Annotated in this window: 12 protein-coding genes and 1 tRNA gene; 10 read left to right on the forward strand and 3 right to left on the reverse strand. The window is 71.3% G+C overall.

All coding sequences use genetic code 11. From position 1 onward, the window contains the following. Positions 1-30 precede the first annotated feature (30 nt). From ACH4K4_RS09855 to ACH4K4_RS09865, 3 genes are read left to right on the forward strand one after another with little or no spacing between them, the layout of a single operon-like run. Positions 31-2,019: an acetyl/propionyl/methylcrotonyl-CoA carboxylase subunit alpha gene (locus ACH4K4_RS09855; protein WP_398166326.1), complete on the forward strand. Its 1,989-nt coding sequence runs from the start codon at positions 31-33 to the stop codon at positions 2,017-2,019. Beyond that, entirely contained in the window at positions 2,016-2,954 is a 939-nt protein-coding gene (locus ACH4K4_RS09860) for a hydroxymethylglutaryl-CoA lyase (RefSeq protein WP_398166090.1), read from the forward strand. The genes ACH4K4_RS09855 and ACH4K4_RS09860 overlap by 4 nt, the downstream gene beginning before the upstream one ends. A 3-nt stretch (positions 2,955-2,957) precedes the next feature. Beyond that, entirely contained in the window at positions 2,958-4,112 is a 1,155-nt protein-coding gene (locus tag ACH4K4_RS09865; protein ID WP_398166091.1) for an acyl-CoA dehydrogenase family protein, read from the forward strand. A 79-nt stretch (positions 4,113-4,191) separates the two neighbouring features. On the opposite strand, the gene ACH4K4_RS09870 is transcribed toward ACH4K4_RS09865, so the two are convergent. Beyond that, the gene (locus ACH4K4_RS09870; RefSeq protein ID WP_398166092.1) at positions 4,192-5,805 is read right to left on the reverse strand and encodes a beta-N-acetylhexosaminidase; all 1,614 of its coding nucleotides are present in this window, start codon (positions 5,803-5,805) and stop codon (positions 4,192-4,194) included. A 203-nt stretch (positions 5,806-6,008) separates the two neighbouring features. Here ACH4K4_RS09870 and ACH4K4_RS09875 point away from each other — a divergent pair, with 203 nt between their 5' ends. Continuing rightward, the gene (locus ACH4K4_RS09875; RefSeq protein WP_398166093.1) at positions 6,009-6,284 is read left to right on the forward strand and encodes a hypothetical protein; all 276 of its coding nucleotides are present in this window, start codon (positions 6,009-6,011) and stop codon (positions 6,282-6,284) included. 72 nt (positions 6,285-6,356) lie between these two features. Beyond that, the gene (gene glmS, locus ACH4K4_RS09880) at positions 6,357-8,186 is read left to right on the forward strand and encodes a glutamine--fructose-6-phosphate transaminase (isomerizing) (RefSeq protein ID WP_398166095.1); all 1,830 of its coding nucleotides are present in this window, start codon (positions 6,357-6,359) and stop codon (positions 8,184-8,186) included. Positions 8,187-8,680: 494 nt separating this feature from the next. Here glmS and ACH4K4_RS09885 read toward each other — a convergent pair whose 3' ends face one another. Continuing rightward, on the reverse strand, positions 8,681-9,202 hold the full coding sequence (locus tag ACH4K4_RS09885) for a universal stress protein (protein ID WP_398166097.1): 522 nt from the start codon (positions 9,200-9,202) through the stop codon (positions 8,681-8,683). Between the two features lie 420 nt (positions 9,203-9,622). On the opposite strand from ACH4K4_RS09885, the gene ACH4K4_RS09890 reads away from it, so the two are divergent. The 4 genes from ACH4K4_RS09890 to ACH4K4_RS09905 all read left to right on the forward strand — a co-directional run bounded on the left by ACH4K4_RS09890 (position 9,623) and on the right by ACH4K4_RS09905 (position 12,510). Further along, a complete protein-coding gene (locus tag ACH4K4_RS09890; protein ID WP_360122936.1) occupies positions 9,623-9,895 on the forward strand; it encodes a hypothetical protein in 273 nt (90 codons plus the stop codon). A 348-nt stretch (positions 9,896-10,243) separates the two neighbouring features. After that, a complete protein-coding gene (locus tag ACH4K4_RS09895; protein WP_398166099.1) occupies positions 10,244-11,713 on the forward strand; it encodes a GlxA family transcriptional regulator in 1,470 nt (489 codons plus the stop codon). Positions 11,714-11,718: 5 nt separating this feature from the next. Next, the gene (gene orn, locus ACH4K4_RS09900; RefSeq protein WP_398166100.1) at positions 11,719-12,324 is read left to right on the forward strand and encodes an oligoribonuclease; all 606 of its coding nucleotides are present in this window, start codon (positions 11,719-11,721) and stop codon (positions 12,322-12,324) included. A gap of 110 nt (positions 12,325-12,434) precedes the next feature. Next, positions 12,435-12,510 (forward strand) — tRNA-His (locus tag ACH4K4_RS09905). A gap of 134 nt (positions 12,511-12,644) precedes the next feature. Here ACH4K4_RS09905 and ACH4K4_RS09910 read toward each other — a convergent pair. Further along, positions 12,645-13,295 (reverse strand): NAD(P)-dependent oxidoreductase, encoded by a 651-nt coding sequence (locus ACH4K4_RS09910; RefSeq protein WP_398166102.1) that lies wholly within the window; start codon positions 13,293-13,295, stop codon positions 12,645-12,647. A 124-nt stretch (positions 13,296-13,419) separates the two neighbouring features. Between ACH4K4_RS09910 and ACH4K4_RS09915 the strand changes: the two genes are divergently transcribed. Then, positions 13,420-14,379 carry an AraC family transcriptional regulator gene (locus tag ACH4K4_RS09915; protein ID WP_398166103.1) on the forward strand — a complete coding sequence of 320 codons (960 nt, stop codon included), beginning with the start codon at positions 13,420-13,422 and terminating at the stop codon, positions 14,377-14,379.

Below are 14,379 nucleotides of genomic sequence, written 5' to 3' on the forward strand. Positions count from 1 at the left end.
GGAGTGCGGGGAGTGAAGGAACAGATGAGCATGTTCGACACCGTCCTGGTCGCCAACCGCGGCGAGATCGCGGTCCGCGTCATCCGCACGCTCCGCGCGCTCGGCGTGCGTTCGGTCGCCGTCTTCAGCGACGCGGACGCCGACGCCCGGCACGTGCGCGAGGCCGACACGGCCGTACGGATCGGCCCGCCACCGGCCACCGAGAGCTATCTGCACGCCGGCCGCCTCATCGAGGCCGCGCGCCGCACCGGGGCGCAGGCCGTGCACCCGGGGTACGGCTTCCTCGCCGAGAACACCGCGTTCGCGGCGGCCTGCGCCGACGCCGGGCTGGTCTTCATCGGGCCGCCCGCCGAGGCGATCGAGCTGATGGGCGACAAGATCCGTGCGAAGGAGACGGTACGGGCGGCCGGTGTGCCGGTCGTGCCCGGCTCCTCGGGCAGCGGCCTGACCGATGCCCAGCTGGCGGACGCCTCGCGGGAGATCGGCATGCCGGTGCTGCTGAAGCCGTCCGCGGGCGGCGGCGGCAAGGGCATGCGGCTGGTGCGGGACGAGGCGCTGCTCGCCGACGAGATCGCCGCGGCCCGGCGCGAGGCGCGCGGCTCCTTCGGCGACGACACGCTGCTGGTCGAGCGCTGGGTGGACCGCCCCCGGCACATCGAGATCCAGGTGCTGGCGGACGGCCACGGCAACGTCGTGCACCTCGGCGAGCGCGAGTGCTCGCTCCAGCGCCGCCACCAGAAGGTGATCGAGGAGGCGCCGTCCGTCCTGCTGGACGAGGCGACGCGGGCCGCGATGGGCGAGGCCGCCGTGCAGGCCGCGCGCTCGTGCGGCTACCGGGGCGCGGGCACGGTCGAGTTCATCGTGCCGGGCGACGACCCCGCGTCGTACTACTTCATGGAGATGAACACCCGCCTCCAGGTCGAGCACCCGGTCACGGAGTTCGTCACCGGCCTGGACCTGGTCGAGTGGCAGCTGCGCGTCGCGGCCGGCGAGGAACTCCCGTACGGGCAGGAGGACATCCGCCTGACCGGACATGCGGTCGAGGCCCGGATCTGCGCCGAGACGGTGTCGGTCAAGGAGGGCGCGCGCGGCTTCCTGCCGTCCGGCGGCACGGTGCTCGCGCTGCGCGAGCCGGCCGGCGACGGCGTGCGCACGGACTCGGGGCTCGCCGAGGGCACGGAGGTCGGCAGCCTGTACGACCCGATGCTCTCCAAGGTCATCGCGTACGGCCCGGACCGCGCGACCGCCCTGCGCAAGCTGAGCGCCGCGCTCGCCGGGACGGTGGTGCTCGGAGTGCCCACCAACACCGGCTTCCTGCGCCGCCTGCTGGCCCACCCGGCCGTCGCGGCGGGCGAGCTGGACACCGGGCTGGTCGAGCGCGAGATGGACGCGCTGGTGCCGCGGGACGTGCCCGAGGAGGTGTACGCGGCGGCCGCCGCCGTACGGAACGCGGCGCTGGAGCCGGTGCCGGACGGCGGCTGGACCGATCCGTTCTCCGTGCCGGACGGCTGGCGCCTCGGCGGCCGGGCCGCTCCCGTGGCGCACTGGTTGAAGGTACCGGGCCACGAACCGGTGCACGCCACGGGCAGCGGGCACGTCACGCCCGACCGGGTGCGCGTCACCGTCGGCGGTGTCGTGCACACCTTCCACCGGTCCGGTGACTGGCTCGGCAGGGACGGCGACACCTGGCACGTGACGGACCACGACCCGGTCGCGGAGACCCTGCGCGGCGCCGCCGGAGCGCACGGGATGGACGCGCTGACCGCGCCGATGCCCGGCACGGTCACCGTCGTGAAGGTGGCCGTCGGCGACGAAGTGGCCGCGGGGCAGGGGCTGCTGGTCGTCGAGGCGATGAAGATGGAACACGTCATCTCGGCGCCGCACGCCGGCACCGTCAGCGAACTGGGCGTCTCCCCCGGCAGCACGGTCGCCATGGACCAGGTGCTCGCCGTCGTCGACCCGCACGAGACGGCTCCGGACGCGCAGGCGGCGGGGCCGGCCGAGGAGGCAGCGACATGACCGCACCCGGACTTCCGATGCCCGTACCGGCCCCCGGCCTGCCGGCACGGGTCCGCATCCACGAGGTCGGCGCGCGCGACGGCCTGCAGAACGAGTCCGCCGTCGTCCCCACCGAGGTCAAGGCCGAGTTCGTCCGGCGCCTCGCCGGGGCCGGGCTGGCCACCGTCGAGGCGACCAGCTTCGTGCACCCCAAGTGGGTGCCGCAGCTCGCCGACGCGGAGCGGCTCTACCCGATGCTGGACGGCCTCGGCGTACACCTGCCGGTCCTGGTGCCCAACGACCGCGGCCTGGACCGCGCGCTCGCCCTCGGGGCGCGCCGGATCGCGGTCTTCGGCAGCGCCACCGAGTCGTTCGCCAAGGCCAACCTCAACCGCACGGTCGAGGAATCGCTGGCCATGTTCACCCCGGTGGTCGCCCGCGCAAAGGAGGAGCGGGCGCACGTCCGCGGCTACCTCTCCATGTGCTTCGGCGACCCGTGGGAGGGCCCGGTGCCGGTCGCGCAGGTCGTACGGGTCTGCCGCGCCCTGCTCGACATGGGCTGCGACGAGCTGAGCCTCGGCGACACCATCGGCGTCGCCACCCCGGGGCACGTACAGGCGCTGCTCGCCGCGCTGAACGGGGCGGGGGTGCCCACCGACCGGCTCGGCGTGCACTTCCATGACACGTACGGCCAGGCGCTGGCCAACACTCTCGCCGCGCTCCAGCACGGCGTCACCACCGTCGACGCGTCGGCGGGCGGGCTCGGCGGCTGCCCGTACGCCAAGAGCGCCACCGGCAACCTCGCCACCGAAGACCTGGTGTGGATGTTGCACGGCCTCGGCATCGAGACCGGGGTCGACCTGGGCCGTCTCACCGCCACAAGCGTGTGGATGGCCGAGCGGCTGGGCCGTCCGAGCCCGTCCCGCACCGTCCGTGCCCTCTCCCACAAGGAGTGAACGATGTCCCTGGACCACCGCCTGTCCCCCGAACTCGAAGAGCTGCGGCGCACGGTCGAGGCCTTCGCCCACGACGTGGTCGCCCCCAAGATCGGCGAGTTCTACGAGCACCACGAGTTCCCGTACGAGATCGTGCGGGAAATGGGCCGGATGGGCCTGTTCGGCCTGCCCTTCCCCGAGGAGTACGGCGGCATGGGCGGCGACTACCTCGCCCTCGGCGTCGCCCTGGAGGAACTGGCCCGCGTCGACTCCTCGGTGGCGATCACCCTGGAGGCGGGCGTCTCGCTCGGCGCCATGCCCGTCTACCACTTCGGTACCGAGGAGCAGAAGCGCGAGTGGCTGCCCCGGATGTGTACGGGCGAGGTGCTCGGCGCCTTCGGTCTGACCGAACCGGACGGCGGCTCGGACGCGGGCGCCACGCGGACCACGGCCGTACGGGACGGCGACGAGTGGGTGATCAACGGCAGCAAGTGCTTCATCACCAACTCCGGCACCGACATCACCGGGCTGGTCACGGTCACCGCCGTCACCGGCCGCAAGGACGACGGCAAACCCCTGATCTCCGCGATCATCGTCCCGGCCGGTACCCCGGGCTTCACGGTCGGCGCGCCGTACTCGAAGGTCGGCTGGAACGCCTCGGACACCCGTGAGCTGTCCTTCTCCGACGTACGGGTGCCGGTGGGCAACCTCCTCGGCACGGAGGGCCGCGGCTACGCCCAGTTCCTGCGCATCCTGGACGAGGGCCGGATCGCCATAGCGGCGCTGGCCACCGGCCTGGCCCAGGGCTGTGTGGACGAGTCGCTCAAGTACGCCAAGGACCGGCACGCCTTCGGCAAGCCGATCGGCGCCAACCAGGCGATCCAGTTCAAGCTGGCCGACATGGAGCTGCGCGCCCACACCTCCCGGCTGGCCTGGCGCGACGCCGCGTCCCGCCTGGTGCACGGCGAGCCCTTCAAGAAGGAGGCCGCCCTCGCCAAGCTGTACTCCTCCGAGATCGCGGTGGACAACGCCCGCGAGGCCACCCAGATCCACGGCGGCTACGGCTTCATGAACGAGTACCCAGTCGCCCGCATGTGGCGCGACTCGAAGATCCTGGAGATCGGCGAAGGGACGAGCGAGGTACAGCGGCTGCTGATCGCCCGCGAGCTGGGCCTGTAGGAAGGGCGCGTACGGCTTCTCACGGCACAGGGCGGGCCCGGAAACCCGGACCCGCCCTGCCGTCGTTGCCGCTCTCAGATCACTTGCGCCAGGGCACCTGCGGCGACTTGTAGTAGTCGAACCCCTTGGCCTCCCAGCGCGGCGCCTGCGACGCCAGCCGGTGCTTGTAGGTGTCCCAGTCGTGGGTGGACGCCGGGGACCAGCCCAGCTCCGCGATGCCGGGCATCCGCGGGAACGTCATGTAGTCCAGGTGCTGGTTGGTGGAGAGGGTCTCCGTCCAGATGGGGGCCTCGACGCCGAGGATCGACTTCTGGGGTGCGCCCTTGAGGTAGGTCGCGGGGTTCCAGTCGTAGGACCGCCGCACCTCGACGTACCCGGCCCATGCCTTACCCAGCTTGGTGTCCTTGGTGTACTTCATGTCGAGGTAGGACCGGTCGGCCGGGGAGAGGATGAGGCCGGTGCCCTTCTTGGCGGCCGCCACGACCTGCGCGCGCTCCGCGGCGCTGGTCTTGTCGTAGCCCCAGTACTGCACCACGGCGCCCTTGGCGGGCGTGACGGCGGTCAGCTGGTGCCACCCTATGACCTTCTTCTTGTGCTTGGTCACCAGCGGCTGGACCTTGTTCATGAAGGTCAGGTAGTCGGCGTGGCTGGTGGAGTAGGCCTCGTCACCGCCGATGTGCAGGTACGGCCCCGGGGTCAGCGCCGCGACCTCGCGGAAGACGTCGTCCAGGAACTCGTACGTGATCTTCTTGGGCACGCACAGCGAGCTGAAGCCGACCTCGACGCCCGTGTAGATGGGCGGTGCGATGCCGTTGCAGTTCAGCTTCGCGTACGAGGCGAGCGCGGCCTGGGTGTGCCCCGGGGTGTCGATCTCGGGGATGACCTCCATGTAGCGGCTGGCGGCGTACCGCAGGATCTCGCGGTACTGGGCCTTGGTGTAGTAGCCGCCGGGGCCGCCGCCGACCTGGGTGCTGCCGCCGTAGGTGGCCAGCCGCGGCCAGGAATTGATCTGGAGCCGCCAGCCCTGGTCGTCGGTGAGGTGCAGATGCAGCTTGTTGTACTTGTACAGCGCAAGCTGATCGATGTAACGCTTCAGCTGCTCGACCGTGAAGAAGTGCCGGCCGACATCGATCATCCCACCGCGGTATCCGTAGCGCGGGACGTCGGAGATGGTGCCGCCGGCGACCTTCCAGGGGCCGTGCTGCTTGCTGCGCTTCTCGATGGACGGCGGCAGCAGCTGGCGCAGCGTCTGCACGCCGTGGAAGAGCCCCGCGGGCCGCGCCGCGGTGATCGTCACCGCGTGCCGGTCGGAGGTGAGGCGGTAGCCCTCGGCGCCCAGCTTCTTCGTGTCGCCGCCGCCGAGCCGCAGCACGATCCCGTCCTTGCCGTCCTTGCCGGTGACCGGGAGGGGGTAGCCGGTGGAGGGGCGCAGGATGTCCGCCAGGTAGCCGGCCACCCGCCTGACCTCGGCCGACGCCTTCGGCACCCGGATCTGCGTCCGTTTGCCGAGCGTGTACGGGTCTTTGCCGGGCCGGACGGAAGCGGGAGCGGGGATGACCTGGTCGAGGGCTATCGGCTTGGCGTGGCGGGCGGACGGGCTGCCGCGGTCGGCCGCGGCGGACTGCGTCCCGGCCGTCGACAGGCCGGCCGCCGCGACCAGCAGCAGCGAGCAGAACAGTCTGCTTCGTCTCACGAGATTCCCTTCGGTGGGCTCATCGTGCAGGGCCGTGCGTGGGCGTCGTACGTGGCATGGAGCAACCGAACGTCAACATTGAGTACCGCTCTCCCCCCTGGTGGTCAAGGTGCAGTCCACGTCTGGCGCCATCCGGCGTGTCGCTTGCCCGATATCGGGCAGGTTCCTTGCGAAACTCAGAGTGACCCATCAGTATTCATCGGGTGCTCGATCGCCGTTCGCCCCATGAGGACCTCGTCGACCATCTGGTGCGCAGCACGCCGCTACAGCGCGGCGAGGCTGCCCGGGTGGTACTCGACGTGCTCGCGTACTTCGACGAGACGACGGAGGCCTACGTCCGCAGGCGCCACCGCGAGCTGCAGTCCCAGGGACTGCGCAACGAGGCGATCTTCGAACGGATCGGCCAGGAGCTACCGCACCGCGCGGTCTCCCCGCCCAGCCTCTCGGCGCGCCAGCTGCGCCGCCTCGTCTACGGCTGAAGCGGCCGAGCACCCCGGCGCGCGCCGCATCGTGCGCCACCTGTCCAATCGCCTGACCGGGAGGGTCACTACATGTGCGGGATCGTCGGCTACATCGGTAAGCGGGACGTGGCTCCCCTGCTCCTCGAAGGGCTGCAGCGTCTGGAGTACCGCGGGTACGACTCCGCCGGTATCGCCATCCACGCGAAGGGCACCGGCAAGGCCGCCGGCGGCCTGAAGACCGCCAAGGCCAAGGGCCGCGTCCGCGAGCTGGAGTCCCGGCTGCCCAAGCGCTTCGCGGGCACCGCCGGCATCGCGCACACCCGCTGGGCCACCCACGGCGCCCCCACCGACGAGAACGCGCACCCGCACGTCGACACCGAGGGCAAGGTCGCCGTCGTCCACAACGGCATCATCGACAACGCCGACGAGCTGCGCGCCAAGCTCACCGCCGACGGCGTGGAGTTCGCCTCCGAGACCGACACCGAGGTGCTGGCCCACCTGATCGGCCGCTCCCAGGCGCCGACCCTGGAGGAGCAGGTCCGCGAGGCCCTGCGGGTCATCGAGGGCACGTACGGCATCGCCGTGCTGCACGCCGACTTCCCCGAGCGCATCGTCGTCGCCCGCAACGGCTCGCCGGTCGTCCTGGGCATCGGCGAGAAGGAGATGTTCGTCTCCTCCGACGTCGCCGCGCTGGTCTCGCACACCCGCCAGGTCGTCACCCTCGACGACGGCGAGATGGCCACCATCAAGGCCGACGACTACCGCACCTACACCACCGAGGGCTCGCACACCTCCGCGCAGCCGACCACGGTGGAGTGGGAGGCCGAGTCGTACGACATGGGCGGCCACGACACGTACATGCACAAGGAGATCTGCGAGCAGGCCGACGCCGTGGACCGCGTGCTGCGCGGGCGGATCGACGACCGCTTCTCCACCGTGCACCTGGGCGGCCTGAACCTGGACCCGCGCGAGGCGCGCGCCATCCGCCGGGTGAAGATCCTGGGCTGCGGCACCTCGTACCACGCGGGCCAGATCGGCGCGCAGATGATCGAGGAGCTGGCCCGTATCCCCTCGGACGCCGAGCCGGCCTCCGAGTTCCGCTACCGCAACCCGGTCGTGGACCCCGACACCCTCTACATCGCGGTCTCCCAGTCCGGTGAGACCTACGACGTGCTCGCCGCCGTGCAGGAGCTCAAGCGCAAGGGCGCCCGCGTCCTCGGCGTGGTCAACGTGGTCGGCTCGGCGATCGCCCGGGAGACCCACGGCGGCGTGTACGTGCACGCGGGCCCCGAGGTCTGCGTGGTCTCCACCAAGTGCTTCACCAACACCGTGGTCGCCTTCGGGCTGCTGGCGCTGCACCTGGGCCGCATCCGCGACCTGTCCGTCGCCGACGGCAAGCGGATCATCGAGGGCCTGCGCAAGCTGCCCGGCCAGATCCAGGAGATCCTGGAGCTGGAGGACGAGGTCAAGAAGCTGGCGGCCGAGTACGCCGACGCCAAGTCGATGATGTTCATCGGCCGGGTCCGCGGCTACCCCGTCGCCCGCGAGGCCTCCCTCAAGCTCAAGGAGATCTCCTACATCCACGCCGAGGCGTACCCGGCGTCCGAGCTCAAGCACGGTCCGCTGGCGCTCATCGAGCCGGCCATGCCGACCGTGGCGATCGTCCCGGACGACGACCTGCTGGAGAAGAACCGCGCCGCGATGGAGGAGATCAAGGCCCGCAGCGGCCGCATCCTGGCCGTCGCGCACCAGAAGCAGGACAAGGCCGACCACACGATCATCGTGCCGAAGAACGAGAACGAGCTGGACCCGATCCTGATGGGCATCCCGCTCCAGCTGCTGGCCTACCACGTGGCCCTGGCCATGGGCCGGGACATCGACAAGCCGCGCAACCTGGCGAAGTCGGTCACGGTCGAGTAGCCGTTCGACGTGCCGCGGGGGTCCTGTCCACCCCCGCGGTCACGGGCGTTCGTCCGGGGGACGGGCGGCATACGGGGGGCCGCCTGGACGGACGACACGCCCCGAAAAAAAGGGGGCGGGAGGCGGGGCCCCGCGCGTGCCACCATACGCGCGGGGACCCGCCTCCCCTGTTGCCGGCGTCGCCCTTACGCCGGCGGTGGCCGCCTTCCCGGGAACCGTCACCTCCCGGGCGGCAGCACGCTTCTGACGGGAGGACGGCCGGGGCCGCGGACCCACTCGCCCGCCGGGCTCCGCCGACGCCGCCACTCACGGCCGCCGGCACTTCGCCGTCCTGTCGTTCACGCTGTGTTCGCGTCCCACTTGATCGGATTTCTACCCGCGACTGCTGCCCATTCCACCTCTACGGGCCAGTAGATATGCCGGGTGCCCATATCCGCGCGGCTGGTGACACTCCCTCACCTCGCGCCCCACGGGGTGACACAGAGTCAGGACGCTCAGGGGATCACGATCACGGGGCGCTGCGCCCGCCGGGCCAGCCGGCCCGCGACCGAGCCGAAGATCCGGCCCACGATGCCGTGCGTCGAGCCGACCACGATCGCGTCGGCCTCGTACTCCTGGCCGACCTCTTCGAGCTCGTGGCAGATGTCGCCGCCGCGCTCCACGAGGATCCACGGGATCTCCGCCAGATAGTCGGCGCAGGCCAGCTCCAGACCCAGCACCTCGGTGCGGTGGTCGGGCACGTCCACGAAGACCGGCGGCTCACAGCCCGCCCAGACCGTCGTGGGCAGCCGATTGGCCACATGGACGATGATCAGGCCCGAGCCGGAGCGCCGCGCCATACCGATTGCATACGCCAACGCGCGCTCGCTCGACGTGGAACCGTCGAAGCCGACCACGACACCGTGCCGGAAGGCGGGGTCGCAGGAGTGACGTGGCTGTTCCGCCGCTTCGAGGTCAGCCATCGGATCGGCGACCTGCTTGCGGTCCGCGGGTTCGGGGATTTCGTGACCGGCCATGGTGTCTCGGCGAAGGGTGTCCTTGCGGAGGGCGGACGGGGAGCGGCGATTGACTTGATCCGGCAGTTGACTGAGCTGGCTTGATCGAGAGGTCGCCCGCATAGTTCAAAGGGGAACAACACGACCGGGAATCATCTTCCCAATGCCTTACCCCAAGAGTACGGCGCCACTCCCTTGCTGCACAGGGCCCGACGCGGACACCGGGGCCGGGAGACGGGGACCGGGCCCCGCCGCGGCACAGCGCGTGGCGCCCCTCGAACATTCCCCGGAGCATGCCGGAGCGTGGGCCGGATGGCAATGCCCTGGCCTGCCCCCGTACGTACCCATCGGGGTGACTCATGGCCACCGCGGCCGTTGTAGTACCTGCCTGCCTGGAGGGAGTACGCCGTGCCCGGTCCGTCGAACACATCAGCCGATCCGGTGAGCGATCTCGTCCGCTGGGCGGCGTTCAGCTGCGCCGTGGTCCCGCTCGTCCTCGTCCTGTGCGGCTCGTCCGCCGCCGGGGCCGCCGGCACCGCCGTCGGGCTGGCGACGGTCACCTGCGCGTGCCGGGCGCTGCTGCGGCAGTCCGAACGCACCGCGGCCCGGCCGTCCGGCGACGAGATCGCCCCGCACCGCGGCCGGCACAGCCGAACCGGCACCGGTGCCCACCGCGGCGGGCGCCGTTCCGAGGGGCGTACGCCGGAGGAATGACGCGCTCGCAAGCCTGCCCAGGGTCGTTTTCGGCCAACTTCGGGTTCGGGTGCATCCCTTGGCAAAAGCGACCGGCAACCTGGGCCTGAGCTGCGAGGAAAGGACCGACGGGCACGGTTGTGCCCTACGGCTTACGGGCAGAGGCGAGAGGCGTACTTCCCAGCAGGCCCGACGAGTGGAACGCTTCGTGATCGAATGCTTCGCGCCAAGTTGCCATATCGACATACGAGCGGGTGGTGAACTTGGCACTCCATCCTCACGGGACGCAGTAGATTCGATCTTGGCAATCACGGCGGGGGAACAGTGCAGGACCGAGAGGGCGAGACGACCGAGGGGGGCTTAAGTGCCATGAGCCAGGACTCCGCTGCCGTACCAGATGCCGCACGCAAGCTCGCCGCCCGACGACGCCGCGAAATAGTCGCGGTGCTCCTCTTCAGTGGCGGCCCGATTTTCGAGAGCTCCATTCCGCTCTCGGTCTTCGGCATCGACCGCCAGGACGCGGGTGTTCCGCGGTACCGACTACTTGTGTGCGCGGGCGAAGATGCGCCTTTGCGCACCACCGGGGGGCTCGAACTGTCGGCCCCCTACGGGCTGGAGGCGATCGCCCGCGCGGGCACGGTCGTCGTGCCGGCCTGGCGGTCCATCACACAGGCACCACCACCGGCCGCGCTGGACGCGCTGCGCCGGGCGCACGAAGAAGGGGCCCGCATCGTCGGGCTCTGCACGGGGGCCTTCGTGCTCGCCGCCGCAGGGCTCCTCGACGGCCGGCCCGCCACCACCCACTGGATGTACGCGCCGACGCTCGCCAAGCGTTATCCGTCCGTCCACGTCGATCCCCGCGAGCTCTTCGTCGACGACGGCGACGTGCTGACCTCCGCGGGGACCGCCGCCGGCATCGACCTGTGCCTGCACATCGTCCGTACCGACCACGGGGCGGACGCGGCCAACGCGCTCGCCCGGCGGCTGGTGGTCCCGCCCCGGCGCACCGCGTCGGACCTGGGGCACCAGAGGTACCTGGACAGGTCATTACCGGAGGAGATCGGCGCCGATCCGCTCGCCGAGGTCGTGGCCTGGGCACTGGAACACCTCCACGAGCAGTTCGACGTGGAGACGCTGGCGGCCCGCGCGTACATGAGCCGCCGCACCTTCGACCGCCGTTTCCGGTCCCTGACCGGGAGCGCTCCGCTGCAGTGGCTGATCACCCAGCGCGTCCTGCAGGCACAGCGGCTGCTGGAGACCTCCGACTACTCCGTGGACGAGGTCGCCGGACGCTGCGGCTTCCGGTCGCCGGTCGCGCTGCGCGGCCACTTCCGGCGGCAGTTGGGCGCCTCTCCCGCGGCCTACCGCGCGGCGTACCGCGCGCGCAGGCCGCAGAACGGGGTGCCCGAGCAGGCAGGCCGGGCGGACCGGCCGGAGCGCGGCGAGCGCCCCGGTGCCGGCGCGGACCGGTTCGCCGCCGCCGCGGCGGGCCACCTGCCGGCCGGCCACGGCCAGCTGCACCACGGCCAGGCGGCGAGCCATGTCCAAGGGGGGATGGGCCCGGGCGGGCACACGCAAGGTCACCCGCAGGGCGGGCACGGGCCGGGCGGTCATCCGCAGGGCGGGTACGCTCCGGGCGGGCACGGGTCGGGCGGCCAGCCGGGGCACAGTACGGCGGGCCACGGCCAGCCGGTGCACAGCCAGGCCACGGCTCTCGCGCCGACGGAACCGGGCAAACCGGAATCCGACGCCTATGCGCCCCGGCTTCCGGAGCAGTCCCCCGGACGGCCGGGGGGCCGCCCGGTGCTGCCCAGCCAGCGGGAACGCCCCGTAGGGTGAGACGTATGAACGATCGCATGGTGTGGATCGACTGCGAGATGACCGGGCTCTCGCTGGCGAACGACGCGCTCATCGAGGTGGCCGCCCTGGTCACCGACTCGGAGCTGAATGTCCTGGGCGACGGGGTGGACATCGTGATCCGCCCCCCGGCCGAGGCCCTGACCACCATGCCCGAGGTCGTGCGCCAGATGCACACCTCCTCCGGGCTGCTGGCCGAGCTGGACAGCGGCACCACCCTGGAGGACGCACAGGAACAGGTGCTCCAGTACATCAAGCAGCACGTACCGGAACCCGGCCGGGCACCGCTGTGCGGCAACTCCGTCGGCACCGACCGGGGCTTCCTGCTCCGCGACATGCCGAAGCTGGAGAGCCACCTGCACTACCGGATCGTGGACGTGTCGTCCGTCAAGGAACTGGCCCGGCGCTGGTTCCCGCGGGCGTACTTCAACAGTCCGGAGAAGAACGGGAACCATCGCGCGCTGGCGGACATCCGTGAATCCATCGCGGAGCTCCGCTACTACCGGGAGGCGGTCTTCGTGCCGCAGCCCGGCCCGGACTCGGACACCGCGAAGACCATCGCGGCGAAGTACGTCCTGCCCGCGGACTCGTAGTGACGCAGCTCGCTCCCGGTTCCCCCCGGAGCCGGGAGCGAGCACCCCTTCAGACCCTGTACACTTTTCTCAGCCGGTGGGGAACAAGACACCACACAGCACCGGTCATGGTGGGTATAGCTCAGCTGGTAGAGCACCTGGTTGTGGTCCAGGATGTCGCGGGTTCAAGTCCCGTTACTCACCCCAACGAGTAGGGCCCCCGGACGTGAAAGCGTCCGGGGGCCCTACTCGTTGGCGCCTCTGGTCGTCGGCGCCTCGGGGCGTCGGGCCGTGCCCGTCGGGGCGCCGTCCGTTCGGGCCCCGACCGTCCGGGCGGCGGCTCAGTAGCCGACGGTGAAGCGCTCGCCGACGTGCTGCGGCTTCTCGATCTCGTCGAGGAGGGCGGCGGCGTAGTCCTCGGCGGAGATCCGGCTGGTGCCGTCCGCGTCGGTGACCAGGTCGTCCAGGGCGGTGCGGTAGGTGCCCGTACGCTCGCCGGGCTCGATCAGGGCGGCCGGGCTCACGTTGGTCCACCGCACGTCCGTCACGGTGCGGTAGAAGTCCAGCGCGTCGCCGTGCGCGTGCATGATCTGGAGCAGGAACTCCGGCAGGCCCTCGGCGTCCCAGACCTGCGTGCCGTCCGGCTTGCGGAGCGAGCCGGCGCCGCCGACGGTGACCAGCCGGGGCGCGTCCTCGCCCAGGGTGCGCAGGCCGGTGACCAGGGCCTCGGCGGCGGGCTTGATCGTCGCGATGTGGCCCGGCCCGTCACCGCCGCCCACCGCGCTGACCAGCACGTCCTGCCCCTGCGCCGCCGCCGCGACGGAGGCGGGGTCGAGGATGTCGCCGGTGATCACGGTCAGGTTCGGGTCGGTCTTGGAGATCTTCGCGGGGTCGCGGACGACCGCGGTGACCTGGTGGCCGCGGCGCAGCGCCTCGTCGAGGACGCGGCTGCCGATGGTGCCGTTGGCTCCGAAAATCGCAATCTTGGACATTTCACTTCTCCTGTACCCCTGCCGGGGCGCGCTCTGGGTTTCCCTTTTTCCGTCATCAGCCGCGCTGACGTCTTCTACGCTAGAGGCACTAGCGGGACATACCGGGGTAGGCACAGGACCACTGATGGTGAAAAAACGACACGCTTCCGAAGACGGCGGGGAGAGCATCCCGGCGGTCGCGTTCACGGCGCCCGCCGGGCGGCCGGCCGGGGTGGAGGTGCTGACCCTCGCCGAGCTGCGCGGACGCGCGGACACCTGCGCCCTCGCCGTGCCGCACCGTCCCGACTTCCATCACCTGCTCGTGGTGGACCGGGGGCGGCTCCGGCACACGGTGGACTTCCGAAAGTATGAGCTGTCCGTGAATGACTGGATGTGGGTGCGTCCAGGACAGGTCCACCACTTCGGCGACCTGTCGGAGGCCGAGGGCCGGCTGGTGCTGTTCGAGTCCGGGTTCCTCGATTCGGCCACGGCGGCCGCAGCCCGTCTGGAGGACTGGTTCGGCCCCGCGGTGCATCACCCGGAAGGGGCACAGGCGCAGGCGGTGGACAGCGCCCTGCGCCACCTCCACCAGGAATTCGGCGCCCTGCGCGGCCTGCCGCTGGAACTGCACATCGAGGTGCTGCGGCACCTGCTGGCCGTACTGGTGCTGCGGGCCTCCCGGCTGTCGGCGCCCGCAGGGGGTGCGCGGGAAGGGGACGTACGGGATGGAGCCGTACGGGACGGGGCCGCACGGGACGGGGACGGCGTCTGCGAGGCGGGTGAGACCTTCCTGCGCTTCCGTGACGCGGTGGAGCGCGGCTTCACGCGCACCCGCCGCGTCGAGGACTACGCGCGGGCGCTCGGCTACTCGCCCCGCACCCTCTCCCGCGCGACCGCGGCCGCCGCCGGGGTGGGCGCCAAGGAGTTCATCGACCGCCGCGTGGTGCTGGAGGCCAAGCGCCTGCTGGCCCACGGGGACCAGACCGCGGCCCGGATCGCCGTACGCCTCGGCTTCGCCGACGCCGCGAACTTCGCGAAGTTCTTCCAGCACCGCACGGGCAGTACGCCGATCTCCTTCCGTACGGAGGTGCGCGGCCCGGCGTGA

Source organism: Streptomyces sp. NPDC017529 (assembly GCF_044329785.1).
Classification (GTDB): Bacteria; Actinomycetota; Actinomycetes; order Streptomycetales; family Streptomycetaceae; genus Streptomyces.

Coding starts and splice junctions, on each gene's coding strand:
- ACH4K4_RS09855 (WP_398166326.1), top strand. CDS start 31: ATGTTCGACACCGTCCTGGTCGCCAACCGCGGCGAGATCGCGGTCCGC.
- ACH4K4_RS09860 (WP_398166090.1), top strand. CDS start 2,016: ATGACCGCACCCGGACTTCCGATGCCCGTACCGGCCCCCGGCCTGCCG.
- ACH4K4_RS09865 (WP_398166091.1), top strand. CDS start 2,958: ATGTCCCTGGACCACCGCCTGTCCCCCGAACTCGAAGAGCTGCGGCGC.
- glmS (WP_398166095.1), top strand. CDS start 6,357: ATGTGCGGGATCGTCGGCTACATCGGTAAGCGGGACGTGGCTCCCCTG.
- ACH4K4_RS09885 (WP_398166097.1), bottom strand. CDS start 9,202: ATGGCCGGTCACGAAATCCCCGAACCCGCGGACCGCAAGCAGGTCGCC.
- ACH4K4_RS09895 (WP_398166099.1), top strand. CDS start 10,244: ATGAGCCAGGACTCCGCTGCCGTACCAGATGCCGCACGCAAGCTCGCC.
- orn (WP_398166100.1), top strand. CDS start 11,719: ATGAACGATCGCATGGTGTGGATCGACTGCGAGATGACCGGGCTCTCG.
- ACH4K4_RS09910 (WP_398166102.1), bottom strand. CDS start 13,295: ATGTCCAAGATTGCGATTTTCGGAGCCAACGGCACCATCGGCAGCCGC.
- ACH4K4_RS09915 (WP_398166103.1), top strand. CDS start 13,420: ATGGTGAAAAAACGACACGCTTCCGAAGACGGCGGGGAGAGCATCCCG.